14 protein-coding genes are annotated in these 12,748 nt (G+C 52.1%); 2 read left to right on the top strand and 12 right to left on the bottom strand.

The window, feature by feature from the left end; genetic code table 11:
* Position 1 precedes the first annotated feature (1 nt).
* The 5 genes from FDW96_RS18000 to lafA all read right to left on the bottom strand — a co-directional run bounded on the left by FDW96_RS18000 (position 2) and on the right by lafA (position 4,361).
* Positions 2-1,174: a flagellar hook-length control protein FliK gene (locus tag FDW96_RS18000; RefSeq protein ID WP_137366078.1), complete on the bottom strand. Its 1,173-nt coding sequence runs from the start codon at positions 1,172-1,174 to the stop codon at positions 2-4.
* Positions 1,171-1,494: a hypothetical protein gene (locus FDW96_RS17995; RefSeq protein WP_043015277.1), complete on the bottom strand. Its 324-nt coding sequence runs from the start codon at positions 1,492-1,494 to the stop codon at positions 1,171-1,173. Before FDW96_RS17995 ends, FDW96_RS18000 begins: the two co-directional genes overlap by 4 nt.
* Before the next feature lie 4 nt (positions 1,495-1,498).
* Entirely contained in the window at positions 1,499-1,891 is a 393-nt protein-coding gene (gene fliS, locus FDW96_RS17990) for a flagellar export chaperone FliS (RefSeq protein WP_003843794.1), read from the bottom strand.
* Positions 1,892-1,924: 33 nt separating this feature from the next.
* Complete coding sequence (gene fliD / locus FDW96_RS17985) at positions 1,925-3,250, bottom strand: flagellar filament capping protein FliD (protein WP_137366077.1); 1,326 nt, start codon at positions 3,248-3,250, stop codon at positions 1,925-1,927.
* 196 nt (positions 3,251-3,446) lie between these two features.
* The gene (gene lafA / locus FDW96_RS17980) at positions 3,447-4,361 is read right to left on the bottom strand and encodes a lateral flagellin LafA (RefSeq protein WP_137366076.1); all 915 of its coding nucleotides are present in this window, start codon (positions 4,359-4,361) and stop codon (positions 3,447-3,449) included.
* Between the two features lie 553 nt (positions 4,362-4,914).
* On the opposite strand from lafA, the gene FDW96_RS17975 reads away from it, so the two are divergent.
* Together FDW96_RS17975 and FDW96_RS17970 are read left to right on the top strand one after the other, a co-directional pair.
* Positions 4,915-5,865 (top strand): transcriptional regulator, encoded by a 951-nt coding sequence (locus FDW96_RS17975; RefSeq protein WP_137366075.1) that lies wholly within the window; start codon positions 4,915-4,917, stop codon positions 5,863-5,865.
* Positions 5,843-6,322 (top strand): hypothetical protein, encoded by a 480-nt coding sequence (locus tag FDW96_RS17970; protein WP_043015274.1) that lies wholly within the window; start codon positions 5,843-5,845, stop codon positions 6,320-6,322. The genes FDW96_RS17975 and FDW96_RS17970 overlap by 23 nt, the downstream gene beginning before the upstream one ends.
* Here FDW96_RS17970 and FDW96_RS17965 read toward each other — a convergent pair.
* The 7 genes from FDW96_RS17965 to flgG form a co-directional block, all read right to left on the bottom strand.
* On the bottom strand, positions 6,319-7,320 hold the full coding sequence (locus tag FDW96_RS17965; protein ID WP_137366074.1) for a flagellar hook-associated protein: 1,002 nt from the start codon (positions 7,318-7,320) through the stop codon (positions 6,319-6,321). The genes FDW96_RS17970 and FDW96_RS17965 overlap by 4 nt on opposite strands.
* A gap of 25 nt (positions 7,321-7,345) precedes the next feature.
* Positions 7,346-8,275, bottom strand: a complete 930-nt coding sequence (gene flgL / locus FDW96_RS17960; RefSeq protein WP_137366073.1) for a flagellar hook-associated protein FlgL — start codon at positions 8,273-8,275, stop codon at positions 7,346-7,348.
* A 17-nt stretch (positions 8,276-8,292) separates the two neighbouring features.
* Positions 8,293-9,669, bottom strand: a complete 1,377-nt coding sequence (flgK, locus tag FDW96_RS17955; RefSeq protein WP_043015271.1) for a flagellar hook-associated protein FlgK — start codon at positions 9,667-9,669, stop codon at positions 8,293-8,295.
* Between the two features lie 98 nt (positions 9,670-9,767).
* Positions 9,768-10,070, bottom strand: coding sequence for a rod-binding protein (locus FDW96_RS17950; protein WP_029139422.1), 303 nt, complete (start codon positions 10,068-10,070; stop codon positions 9,768-9,770).
* An 8-nt stretch (positions 10,071-10,078) separates the two neighbouring features.
* The gene (locus FDW96_RS17945) at positions 10,079-11,200 is read right to left on the bottom strand and encodes a flagellar basal body P-ring protein FlgI (RefSeq protein WP_137366072.1); all 1,122 of its coding nucleotides are present in this window, start codon (positions 11,198-11,200) and stop codon (positions 10,079-10,081) included.
* Positions 11,201-11,214: 14 nt separating this feature from the next.
* Positions 11,215-11,880 carry a flagellar basal body L-ring protein FlgH gene (gene flgH, locus FDW96_RS17940; protein WP_038643004.1) on the bottom strand — a complete coding sequence of 222 codons (666 nt, stop codon included), beginning with the start codon at positions 11,878-11,880 and terminating at the stop codon, positions 11,215-11,217.
* 56 nt (positions 11,881-11,936) lie between these two features.
* Positions 11,937-12,722, bottom strand: a complete 786-nt coding sequence (flgG, locus tag FDW96_RS17935) for a flagellar basal-body rod protein FlgG (protein ID WP_042310416.1) — start codon at positions 12,720-12,722, stop codon at positions 11,937-11,939.
* Positions 12,723-12,748 lie beyond the last annotated feature (26 nt).

Genomic DNA, 12,748 nt, shown 5'->3' with positions numbered 1-12,748 from the left:
TTTACACTTTGATCAGAACGGATTCATTCCGTTGAAATTGAGGTTCATCATTGAGCACTAATGCCGACGTCACCTCATCCTGTTGATGACCTGACTGCTGTTTTTGCTGCTGCGATTGCCCCTCGGAGGAGACCTGAACATTGACTTCCATGAAGTTCTGCGCCGTCAGGTGCTGGCGTAGGTTCTCGCTAAATTGTTGCAATGAGCGGCAGACATCGCTCTGATTTGCGCCGATGTGAACCATCAGCTTGCCTGCATCCAGTTGCACGGCAATTTCAAGTTTGCCTAGCGAAGGAGGATCAAGACGAATGGTTGACACCTGCTGTTGCTGACCCAACTGGAATTGAATTCTGTCTTTAAGCAGCGCGGTGAGTTTCTCCCCGAGTTCCTCCGTTGACATCATCACTGGCGAGGACGCTTGCGTTGACACGATGTTATGGTCAGTCAGCGGATTCACCGGCTGATTTCCCTGCGCCGCCGTAGTGAGTAAACTTTGCGTAGAGAGCGCCGGGTTAACCGTCACTCCAGCGTTTTTTCTCTCCACCACCGGGCGCGGACTGGCGTTCTGGGTTGCTTTCACCCGAGCAGAAATTTGTTGGGTGGTCGAGAGTGACGCAGGCTCCGGCGCAATCGCACGCAGATCCTGGGCGGAAAACGTCGCCAGCTTAGCCTGTTGATCCGGGGTTGCTGGCGGCAAATCCTCACTGAGAGACGCCAATAACGTTTGCAGCTTAGGCGGCAGTGACGATAAGTCGTTTGTATGCTGCTCGGCCGATGGCGTGGACGCTTTTTCCGGCTGGGCCATGGCGCTCGCCAGTTGGCGCAGCAGCGATGATCCCGAATGAGTGGTTTGCACCTGCGCCAGCATTTTCAGCATTTCACCATCAGGTTGCTTCTGTACTCCAGCAGGAGCCGCCTGAGTCGGTTGCGCCAACAGCATCGCCAGCAATGCCTGCATAGCCGCAGGATCTGCATCATCGCGCTGATGCCCGGCCGCCGACGCCTGCTGTTGGTTGACTTTTGCGCCAATCAAACGTTCAGCCACCGCGTTAAGCCCAGCCTGCGGCAAAGAAAACGTGCTGCCGCTCGTTGACGTTGTTGGGGCTGAAATAGCCGCCTTTTCCGGTGTGGCCTCTGCCAACGCACTGGCCGAGGCCAGTAATACAGGATTCATGCCTTCTCCGAAATTAAATTAACCATTGAGTACGCCAACATTCCTTCCTGGTTTTGCTGATGTTGATCCATGCGCGCTTTGAGTTCTTCGGCACGCTGCGTTCGCCGGGTTATTAGCGCCTCAAACGCCGCATGCATTTTGCTTTTCACTTCCCTCAGCGCCCCGGCATCAGTTTCCCAGGCGGCATAGTCATGAAAAACGCGCATCACCTGCTGATGCAGGCCGGGTAATCGTCGCCAACGCTTGTTATCCAGCGCGTCGTTCATCTCTTGTACCAGGGCATAAAGCTGCTGTTGCTGTTGCAGACGCTCTCTTTGCATCGCCTTATCCCAGTTTTGCCGACAGACCTTCCCAGCCCGTGCGCAGATTCGTCAGGATGAGGATCACTTCATCAATTTTTTCCAGCGATAATTCGCCGCTGGCTTCGTACAGGCGGTAGACGCAGTGGTCATACAGCCGGGACAAATTCACCACCAGCTCGCCGCCCGTTTCAAACTCCAGCGAGCTGGTTAAGGCGTTGAGAATATCGATGCATTTGTTGATGCTTTGCGCCTTACGCTCGTAGCGTTTGTTCTCAATGTGGCTTTTGGCGCGTTCCAGCTCGTCCATCAGCCCCGAAAACAGCACCAGCACCAGCTCTAACGGCGATGCTGCTGCGGTACGCGCAGCAAGATCCATCTCTTTGTATTGCGAATAACCATCCTGCGTGTCGTACATGTTGATTCTCAGTCCTTCTCTTAAACCAGCCGGTTACATAAACGCGGCCATACTCACTTTCATGGTGTACGTTTCAACCAGCGTATTGGTGTACTCTTCCACGTAGCGCTCGTAGTTGGTGTTATAGGTTTCAGTCAGTTGATCGCTTTCGTCCTGAATTTTGCTCTGCTGGTCATCAATGTTTTCCTGACGCATGGCGATGATGCCGTTGCTGGAATCCAGATAGCTTTCCATCAGGTCGTCCATCTGCGCGACCATGCTGTCTTCCCCGACGAAAATAGAGGTCAAACCGTCCGGATTTTCTTCCATTTCTTCGCTGAACTGGGTGGAGTCAATTTGTAAGTGACCGTCGTCATCCAGCGTGATGCCATAGTCGACAATCGAAACACCGCCGTAGGAGGCGTGAGCAATATCATCCATCTGATTTGCCAGCGAATTCATCCCGGCGTCACCGGCAAAAACCCCGGCAGCCGTGTCGTCATCGCCATAGCTGGTCAACGAATCGATGGTGTCGATTAACGTGTTGTAGGCATCCACAAAGGTCTGCACTTTGGCCTGCGATCCGCTGGAGTCTTCCGCGACGGTAAAAGTGGTTACATCATTCGGATCATCAGGATCGCTGACCTCAGAAAAGGTCATCGTCACGCCGGGGATAACATCATCAAACGTATTGGAGCTGCTGGTAATGGCAGGGCCGTCCTCGTTACCCAAATGGATTTCGGCGTCCTGTGGATTTGTTAACATCTGCTCACTAGATGACTCCGCCGCAGCAAGCTCGTCGTTGCCAGAAACGCTCACCGAAAAACCGCTTTGCTTTCCCGTAGTATCAGAGGTCAGCATGATGGTGGTGGTGCCATCGGTTTTAACCAATGCCGCCGACACGCCGGGGTTGTCGTCCGAGTCATTGATCGCGTCAACCAGTTCGTTGGCATCAATGAAACTGTCGCCATCTTCATCGGCAGCAGCAAGATCGATATCCATGGTCGTGCCGTCATCCATCGATAACGTAAAGGTACCGGATGCGCTGTACTGGTCGTCGCTCATGCTGAAGGTGGTTTGTTGCGCCTGCGCAAGCGCCGAAACATAAAATGAGTAAGTCCCGGCCTGCGCCTCGGAGTTCGCCGATACGGTATTCGCGTCATTATTAGAGGTAGCAGAAAACGTCAGCGGACCGTCGGTGTCGCTGTTCAGCGCATCGATGGCCGTCTGAAAATTCGTCAGCGCGGTACTGAGCGAGTCCAGACCGCTGCTCTCTGCATTCAATTCGTTCTGTTCGTTCTGCAAATTCGTCGCCTGGGTAGCAATATCGGCGTAGGCAAACTCTTGTGCTAATTTTTGGATCGGACTCGTAAAGCTCATAATCGATGACTCCGTGCAACATTATTTATGTAATAGCAAAACGCATGCCAACATTTTTTATTATTCAGATTCAGTTAGTTAACTTAGTGGCGGAAATGCGTTTTCCCTTCCCCTGGAAGGTTTCCAGGTAAAAGCCAGGTCGCTGAAAGCACAACACCGCCGGGTGGCGGTGTTGTGAATGACGTTAAGTCAGGAATTACTGCAGCAGGCTGGAAACCATGCTGGACATGCTGTTGGACTGCTTCAGCATGGTGATGCCGGTTTGCATCAGCACCTGTTGCTGGGTCATGTTAGACGCTTCCGTCGCGTAGTCGGTATCCATAATGTTACCGATCGCCACTTCAGTGTTGTCCTGCATGCTGGTCAGGTTAGCAGCGGTGTCGTTCAGACGGTTGATAGATGCGCCCAGTTTGGACTGGATCTTAGACACGTCATCCATTGCAGTCTGGATGGTGGTGATCATCTGGTTTGCAGAACCAGAAGTGGTCAACTCAGTACCACCGGAAACGCCGGCATTACCGGTAGCATCAGCCTGGTCACCTTTGAAAGAAGCGCTCACCTGATCCAACGCGTTAACCAGATCGTCCAGTTGGCTGGAGATGTTAACGGTCATGGTGTCAGAAGATTCAGCGCCAACCTGGAAGGTTACCGCGCTCTGGAACAGACCGTCTTTACCGGTGTTGCTGGTACCGGAAACACCGAACAGGTTGGTGCCGCCGTAAGTGGTGTTCTGCAGCATATCGGACATCTGCTGACCCAGTTCGTCGTATTCGTCCTGCATCGCCTGCAAATCTTCGTCGTTGTAGGTGCCGTTCGCTGCCTGAGTGGACAGGTCTTTCATACGGCCCAGTACGTCGGTCATTTCATCAAACATGCTGTCTGCAGTCTGCAGCATGGCAGTGGCATCGTTGATGTTGCTCAGCGCAACGCCCATACCGCTGGACTGCGCGGTCAGACGGCTGGCAATCTGCTTGCCCGCGGCGTCATCTGCAGATGAGTTAATACGGTTACCTGTCGCCAGACGTTCCATAGAAGTAGACAGTGATGCGCTGCTTTTGTTGATAGCATTAACAGCAGACATTGATGCGGTATTAGTATTAATCGATAACATGGTACTGCTCCTTGGGAATAATCGTTTTTCGTTTCGATACTCTGTAAAAACGACCACCCGTTTGGAAAACTTAAAGCGCTGCGAAAAAAAATTTTACGTTCCTTACCACCTCATTAACCAGAGAGATAAACCACTACTCTATTTTAGCTTTTCGTGCTTCCCTTTACCCGACACCCACTACATAAGGGATATCGCAATCAAGATTTAATTAAAAGATTATTAGAAATATCTAATAACGAGTTGATTGCTTACACACCAACAGAGTTAACGCCATGATACCAATGAGATTATACTTAATCAAAAATACCTTAATCACCCACCGCCTGACCTTATTTTACATTTGGTTGCAAATACCCTGTATTTTTATATTGTGAGTCTCAGGCACTTTCGCTACATTTCAAATCCTTTTTTGGACAGCATAAAAAACACTCAATAGCGATTCGGCTGTAGCTTCATAGCCAGAAAGACATTTCACTTTCTTCAGAATTTTAATGCACTGATTTTTAACGGTGTGACACCAGGGATATAAAATCTTGCACGGGTATACAAAACGATGAGTATCGTAGTTAACAACTGGCGGCTGGATTCCTCGCTTAATGCGTTAATCCATTGTGAAACAGGCGAGATACGTCGCCTGGGCGAATACCATTTTATTCTGTTAGAGACATTAGCTAAAAATGCCGATGTAGTTTTATCTCGGTCTTATTTAATGAGCGCAGTATGGAAGAATCGCATCGTCGGTGGAAATAGCCTGCCGACCGCCATTCATGCCCTGCGTGTTGCTATCGATGATGATGGCAAGCAGCAGGAAATTATAAAAACCATACCCAAAAAAGGGTATTTATTTAATAAAAACTACCTGATTGAAACTATTGACCTTAATGAAATTGTGGCCGATGACAGTACCATTGATGAAGCCGAGAAGCGTACCGAGGTTGTTGAGCCCCTTGCGCCTGATGAAACGCTTCCGTCAACAATTCATGGGGGAATACCCTTACTTAACAGTCAACTATTGCCGAGAAGCCAGAGAAAAACAACCTTCAGGCGGCATCCTTATCGCGCTGTTCTGATAACCTTGCCCGTTATCGTTATCGCACTGTCGTTATTTATTTTAATCTCATATTTTAAAGCACCAGCTGTCACTAAAATGGAAGACGCACCGCAACTGGTTAAAGAGACGCTGGAAAACGCCAATCGTATTACGGCTTATCAACTTTATGATCCAGGTGAGAATAAGAAATCATTATCACTCGTTTCACAACATATTCTTCCTGGTGTAGAGCAGATCAATCAACTATTGGTCACGCATAGCGCCTCGATGACCCTGTATTATCGGGTTTCTCTCAACAAGCTTGCCCTTGATATTGTGCTAAGCAATCAATGCAATGACAACTGGCAGTTAGCGCTGAGCTTTGATAACTGGCTAAATAAAGATAATGAAATGAATGGTATTTTAATTAAAGAAGTGGAGAAAATGTTAAATGAAATGCCAAAATGCAAATAATTACTTTTTCCCCTGCCTGTCCGCTTTAACGTTATTTTGTACCTTTATGGCCCAAGCCCACATTGAAAATACGGTTATTGTTAATTACGATCTTAATTCTGGCAAAAACGTTCATTATGAACTCATTACGAGTCCACTGAATAAAAACACGACCGTTACTCTCGTCCCATTGGAGCAAAGTAACAAAACGCCATCAACGTTTAAGATCGCCGCCTGTATTAACCATTATGCTGGCACGTCAAAACAGGGGGAGTTTCATTTTAGTACAACCAAAACCGATCAAAACGATTCTCGGCTGGCAAATTTCGGGTCGTTTGTGACAGAACACAACCTGCATACGTGGTGGATTCATTTAGACGCGCAGCAAAATTTGCTTTTTACACAGGATGTAGGAGGTCTGTTAATCACAGACCCCTCTGCTTTTACTTTCTCAACAAAAGCATGCCACCAGGATTAGCTTAATAAACTACGGACCGTCTGACTGGAAAGTCGGGCTTGTCCGTTGACCGCCTGTGCTAATACCTGATAATTGTGATTAGCATGATCCAATACTCCCCCCAGTGATTCAGAGGCTTTTACCGCACTCTCTGCCTGTGGGAAACGCGCCATACTGTCAATCAACTGCCGGGCCTTCTCCTGCTGGGCAGCCATTTGCGCACGCTGATCGCCAATGACATCCAGCGTCTGCTGTAAGCCATCCTGAGAACGGGAACTGCCCTGCGCGATATGTTGCAGAAGGTCTTCTGAACGGGACGGATCGGCAAACGTTTTGAGTGGGGTAAACGCCGATGACTTCGCATCAACATCGCGTACGCTCAGGGTTTGTTGGATCTGTGTCCACTGCTTTTCCGCAGTGGAAAAGCTCAGCGCCCCCTGCCGATCGTGCACCTGCACCCCGACACGACGCAGCGCGTTGCTCATCATCATTTTGTACTGGCCTGGATCCATATCCTCACCCACCACCACCGCCGAGTGCTGCGTTTGCCGCCCGTCAGAGACGCTGAACATACGTGAGCTTATGGCATCTTTTTGCAGCATCTGCGCCAGTTCAGGTGAGTGAAATGTCACTCGCGCCTCGCCCTGCAAAACCGGACGCAATTGCCTGTCCACCGCGCCGCCGGATAACGCCGTTCTTTTATCCAGCCACTGGGTAAGTTCGGCGCCCTTTTGCTGCTGCGTCTGCCCGCCACGGCGCGAGGCATGGCGATAATCCAGCAAATGCTGTTCCAGTTGTCCCAGATAGTGATCGGCCTGCTGCAGCGTGGTGAGCTGATCGTTAAGCTGCACGCTATAGCGCTGAGGCCGGGTGGTAATAAGCGGTGAGGCCGGGTAATCACTCGCCGTTGCGGGTAACTTTTGACGGACAGGGGCATTCTGCGCAACGGTATGCTGCTGCACAGAAGGATTAAGCGCTCCGCTACCGGAGAGTGATGTTGTATTTAAACCGACCTGCATACTATTCCTGAGCTACTACTCGCTGTTAAATCACACTGAAAAGGTTCAACTCACTCACTTTGGAGTAAGTTTTTAAGGTGGCTTCCATCGCCATTTCCAGTCCGGTAAAGGTAATGGAGGCTGGGCCGTAATCCAGATCGCTCAACTGGCTGATAAGCTGATCGTTGGACGTTGAGATATCCGTTTGAGCGCCGCTCAGCATGGTCATCGTATTCTGCGTTTCACCAATGGTGGCGATAGAAGCGTTGAGCGCGTCAGAGGCCACATCTACCGTATCGATGGCATTTTGAATATCGCTTTGTACCTGCGGATCGGCAGGGTCTACAGACGGATCCTGTAGCTCTTTCGACAGCGATGTCAGGGTGTTCAGAACGTCGAGGCTGTCGCCGAAGAAATCGCTGACCGCAACATTGGTATCAACCTCAACGCCATTAGACACCGTGGTCTGACGATGATCGTCGTTACCCTGATAGGTATAGCTGTCGGTCACCCCGTCGCCGTCCTCATCCACCGCAACAATTGGCGGTTGATCGTTCACCGTCCCGCCAAACACATAGTGACCGTCTTCATCCTGATAATTCAGCGCTGAGACCATCGCTTCGGTCATCGACTGAATATCCTGCCCCAGGCTGGATAACGACTCGGCGGTATTGGTGCCGTTGGCGGCCTCCAGCAGATCGTCGCGAATCGCTAACAGATCGTTATTAACGCCATCGAGAATAGACTCCTGCTGGCTCATCCCCGCTGAGGCGGAATCAATATTAGTTTGATACTGATCGAGGGCCGATTGCTGGCGGTTAAGCTGGGTGATGCGTGTCGCAGCGATAGGATCGTCTGACGGCAGCAGAATACTTTTCCCCGTCGCCATCTGCGTGACGACGTGGGAAAGATCGCTGGAAAGGTCGTTAAAACTCTGCGTCATGGACACATAGGACTGTTGTGTAGTGACTCGCATATTAATTCCTCTTCCGGTTAGCTACACATTTCCAGCACAGAGTCGAAAATATCTGCGCCCGTTGAGATAACTTTGAGGTTGGCCTCGTAAATTTGCTGGTAGGTAATGAGGTTCACCGCTTCTTCATCCATGCTGACGCCGCTGACGCTGCTCTGCTGGTTCTGCGCTTCGGAGTACACGTTCGCCGCCGCTTCCGCTTCCGTCTGGTTTTGCTGGCTGTAAATACCGATGTTACTGATGATCGACGAACAGGCTTCGCCCACGGTTACGCTGCCTAGCCCCTCTATATCCAGCGGTTCAGTAGAGATGTTGATCAGCGCCTGCAAGTTATCGCTGTTGCCGCTTTCGTCCGGCGAGCTGGAAAATGCCAGCTCATCGGCGGTGATATCAGGATTAACCTCCAGCGGGCCATCCGATGAGTTTTCGTCATAGATAAACAGCGGTTCGCCGGGATTTCCGTTCAGGTCGTAGCCCTGCGCCAGTTGGGTGTTCACCGCATCGGCAAACTGCTCCGCCATGCTGTTAATCGTTCCCGTCAGTGGCGTCAGCACTTCATTCTGATAATCAAACAGCGCACCCAGCGAGCCGCCGGTATCGGTGTTCATGGATGACGTGGTTCCGGCGAACGTCAGCGACATGCTCTGCGTGCCATCGGCGTTGGTATCCAGTTCGATGGTGGAACTCTCCTGCCCGCTGACCAACGGCTGACCGTTTTGCAGCGTGACGTTATAGTTGCCTTCATCATCAATATTGACCTGGACATCCATGATGCCGCTCAGTTCTTCCACCATCTGGTCGCGGGCGTCGTACAGCGCAGAGGCGTTATCGCCATTGGCTTCAGCTTCGGCGATTTGCTGGTTATAGCTGGCAATGCCGCTGGTCAGGGTATTCACCTGCGCCACCATCGCCTGTTCCTGGCTGACTATCTCACTGCTTTGCGAGTCGATGTAATCGAGGGTGTTATCCACGCGCAGCGCCAGCGCCCCGGACTCGCTGATCACCTGCTCACGCAGAGCGGAATCATCCGGGCTGGTAGTCGCTTCGTTGAGGGCGGCAAAAAAGTTGTCAAAGCCGCCACTCAGGCTGCTGTTATCATCGCTGAGCACGGTTTCCAACTGCGTTAAATATTCTTGCTGGGTGTTGTAATAGCCATAATCGCTGGCGGCATACCAGACCTGGTTCACCTGATACTGGTTAGATACCCGGCGAATACTGTCCACCTGCACACCGTTACCCGCGCTGTTCGCCGAACCGGAGCTGGCGCCTATGGTACTGGTAATGGCCACCTGGCGGGTGTAACCGTCGGTCATGGCGTTGGCCGTGTTTTGCGCCGTTACGTTAAGCTCAACCTGCGCAGTCGATGCGCCGCTGTAGCCAATGTTAATCATGTCCATCAAAGAGTCCTCGCCGGTCAGTTGCCCGGTCTGTCGTTAACAACCTTGCCGATAAAAAGCGGCGAAAAAACCGCAGTTCTTAAGCCGCCGCGCAACCTTTATCCTTTGTGATGCGGGGAGAGCTGTTTGACGATCATCGCCGCAATCCCAATGCCGTGCTGCTGGGCCAGGCTGTTGCATAGCTGATCGTCGTAAAACCCCTGCATCATGCGCACCGAATCGCTGTTAAACGGGTTATCTTTGGAGTCGAAGATCTCATTGGTTTTACGCATCTCTTTCAGCATGTTGCGTAAGAAGATGGCTTCGAACTGCTGGGCTGCTTTCTGCAAATCGTTATCTTTGATTTTGGGGCCCATTAACGCATCGCTGCCGTCAATACCCCCGCTATGATTCACCTTAATATCGGCCATTAAATCACCTCCAGATCGGCATCCAGCGCCCCGGCTTCATGCAGGGCCTGTAAAATAGACATAATGTCGTCTGGCGTGGCTCCCAGGCTGTTGAGCGCATTAACCAACGTTTTCAGACTGCTGGATTCAGGCAGCGTAATCATCCCCGGACGGGCATGATTCACCGAAATATTGCTTTGCGGCGTCACCGCCGTACGGCCACCGGCAAAAGCGTTCGGCTGGCTGACGTTGCTGCTTTCATTGATGGAAACCGTCAGACTGCCATGCGATACCGCCGCCGCATGCAGGGCAATACCATCGCCCATAACGACCGTACCGGTACGCGAGTTAAACACCACCCGTGCCCGGACTTTTTCCGCCTGCACCTGGACGTCATCTAACTGAGACATAAAGGCAACGCGCGCCCCGGGGCTGGTTGGCGCGCGGACGATAACGTTGGTTGAGCTTTGTGCCGTCGCAATGCCGCCAAACGACGCGTTGATCGCCGCCGCAATATTATTGGCATCTTTGAAAGAAGGACGTTTCAGGTTAAGCGTGATGGTATCGCCCATCTGGAAATCGCTGGGAATTTCACGCTCTACCGACGCGCCGTTCGGTATCAGCCCGGCGGTGGGGGTATTCACGGTGACGCTGGAGCCGCTGGCCCCGGTCGCGTTCATCCCGCCGACCACCACGCTCCCTTGCGCAAGGGCGTAGACCTCTCCGTCCGCGCCGTGTAATTGGGTGAGTAATAATGTGCCGCCGCGCAGGCTTTTGGCATCGCCAATCGACGAGACCGTGACGTCAATGGTCTGCCCACGCGAGTACATGGGCGGCAACGTCGCGCTGACCGCCACCGCCGCAACGTTCTTCACCTTCGGATCGATTTTGCCCGGCAGTTGTACGCCAAACTGGCGCAGCATGTTGGTAATAGTCTGGTTGGTAAATTTGACCTGGTTTTTATCCCCGGTTCCATCCAGACCGACCACCAGACTGTAGCCGACGAGTTGGTTTTCCCTGACCCCCTGGACATTAACCAGCGACTCCAGAGATTGCGCCTGCACCGCGCCAGGTAGCGCCAGGCTCAGGGCGATAACGATGCCGTTTAACGCCTTCATCCAGCGCCCGCTTAAGTATTGCATATCAAAACCCTGCATTAGATCGGGAAGAGAGGATGGTTAAACAGACGCGTCAGCCAGCCCGCCGCATTGGCATCGCTCAAGGCGCCACGCCCCGCATAGGAGATACGCGCATCGGCAATACGCTGCGATGAGACGGAGTTGTCGTTCTGAATGTCATCGGCGCGCACCAGACCGCTCAGGCGAATGTACTCATCGCCCTGGTTAAGGGTGAGCCATTTTTCACCGCGAATTTCCAGGATACCGTTCGACTGTACCGAATGTACCGACACCGTAATTTCACCGCGCAAACTGTTTTGCTGCTGCGAGGTCGCCGTCCCGTTGAAGTCACGATTAGCATCCACGGAAGCGGAAAGGTTATCTTTGGTATGTCCGAACAGCGTCGGCGCGCCGATATCAACGGTATTGTTCTTACCGAAATTGGTTTTCGCCTGTTTGCTCGACTGGGTGGATTCTTCCAGCATCACGGTCAGGATATCCCCCACCCGATAGGCGCGGCGGTCCGCCGTCAGCGACCAGTTATACCCCGTTTCAAACACGCCACCCGCACGACCATCCGCCGTTGGCGGCGCTTCCGTTTTGGGAGGAGCAAAGAATTCGTCATTTTTTTTGACCAGTAGGGCCTGCGATTCGCACCCGCTTAACAGGGGAAGCAGTACCATCAGCCAGAGATAATTTTTCACGTTCTGCCTATTTCTGCCGGATGGCGCTGAACCATCCGGCATTTCACATTCTTGAGTTACAGTGTCTGACTAATAAACTGCAGCATATCGTCTGCCGCAGAGACCATTTTGGCGTTCATCTCATAGGCGCGCTGTACGGTGATCATCGCCACCATTTCGTTGACGATGTCCACGTTCGAGCCTTCCAGTGCTTTATCCTGTAACGTTCCCAGACCATCTTCCCCCGGAATACCTTCCGTCGGTTGGCCGCTGGCCGCCGTTTCCAGATACAGGTTGTCGCCTTCGGCTGAAAGCCCGGCCGGGTTGGCGAAATTCACCAGCGTTAGCTGCCCCAGTTCAGTAGGGTCACTGTCACCGGGCAGGATTGCCGTCACGGTGCCATCAGGCGAAAAAGCGACTTGGGTGGCCCCTGCTGGTACATCAATTTCTGGCTGTAGCGGCAATCCCTGGGCGTTGGTTAGCACGCCGTCGGCATTAACCTGCATGTTGCCGTCACGGGTATATGCGATATCCCCATTGGCCTTTTGCACCTGCCAGAACCCCTGCCCCATGATGGCGACGTTCATCGTATTGTCGGTGGTTTCTACATTCCCTTCGGTGAAGGTTTTTTGTGTTCCCACAATACGAACACCGCTACCGAACTGCATACCGGTCGGCATGATGTTATTTTGATCGAGCATGGCGCCCGGCGCTTCCTGAGTCTGATAAAACAGATCCTGGAACATCACGCGGTCGCGCTTAAAGCCCGTGGTATTGACGTTGGCGATGTTGTTAGCAATCGCACTCATCTCAGCATCCTGCGCCGACAGGCCGGTTTTACTGATCCATAACGCTGCGTTCATAAAACTTTATCCCTGATTAAAGGCTA

It is taken from the genome of Citrobacter sp. TBCS-15, from assembly GCF_005280815.1.
Lineage (GTDB): Bacteria > Pseudomonadota > Gammaproteobacteria > Enterobacterales > Enterobacteriaceae > Citrobacter > Citrobacter werkmanii.
Note: the sequence above shows the minus strand (reverse complement) of the source record. Positions and strands in the feature narration are given on the sequence as shown.